The 1,115-nt window shown below is 68.3% G+C and carries 1 protein-coding gene; it reads left to right on the top strand.

Annotated elements, in window-relative coordinates; genetic code table 11:
- A partial coding sequence (locus AC3EO7_RS37790) for a condensation domain-containing protein (protein WP_435593882.1) occupies positions 1–1,115 on the top strand: 1,115 nt, incomplete at both ends.

Below are 1,115 nucleotides of genomic sequence, written 5' to 3'. Positions count from 1 at the left end.
GAACCTGCGGGCCGCGTTCGTCTCGGCTCCCGATGGGCGGTTCTGGCAGGTCCTCGCCGACGGTGTCGAGGTGCCGGTGGGTGAGATCGACCTGACCGCAGTGCAGGAGAGCGTGCGTGGGGCCGAACTCGACCGGATCCTGACCGCCGACCGGGCCACCCGGTTCGACATGAGCACCGCGCCGCTGCTGCGGTTGGTGTTGATCACCCTCGCGCCCGGTGAGTACCGGTTGGTGCTGACCAATCATCACATCCTGCTCGACGGTTGGTCGTTGCCGTTGCTGCTGCGGGAACTGCTGACCCTCTATGTCACCGCAGGCGACGGGTCGGGGTTGCCTCGGGTGCAGCCGTACCGGGAGTATCTGGCGTGGCTGGGCCGCCAGGATGCGCAGGCCGCACGCGCGGTGTGGCAGCGGGCTCTGGCGGGAGTCGAGGAGCCGACCCTGCTTGCCCCCGCGCACCGGGGTCGGGAGCTGTCCACGATTCCCGACCAGTGCCGGCTGGATCTGACCGAGGAACAGACCCAGACACTGACCGCGGTGGCCCGCGGGCGGGGAGTCACGCTCAACACCGTGATCCAGGTGGCGTGGGGCCTGGTGCTGGCCACCATGACCTCGCGCGAGGATGTGGTCTTCGGTGCCACCGTCTCGGGTCGGCCGGGGCAGATCCCCGGGGTCGAGTCGATGATCGGGTTGTTCATCAACACCGTGCCGGTGCGGGTGCGGCTGGACTACCGCGAATCCGTCGGCGGGTTGCTTGCACGGGTCCAGGCCGAGCAGGCCGGTCTGCTCGACTACCACCATCTCGGGTTGACCCAGATCCAGGCCGCGGCCGGGGCGGGGGCGGTTTTCGACACGTTGACGGTGTTCGAGTCCTACCCGGTGGATCGGGCCGGATTGTCCGAGGACACCGATCTGGCCGGGATGCGGGTGGTCGGTGCCAGCGCCCACGACGCCACCCATTACCCGGTCACGTTGATCGCCTCCGCCGACACCCGCCTGCACCTGACCATGAAATACCTTCCCGACCTCTACGACACCACCACCGCCACCACCCTGCTCCACCGAATCACCCACGTCCTCGACACCATCACCACCGACACCACAATCCCGGTGG

It is taken from the genome of Nocardia sp. bgisy118 (assembly GCF_057708605.1).
Note: the sequence above shows the minus strand (reverse complement) of the source record. Positions and strands in the feature narration are given on the sequence as shown.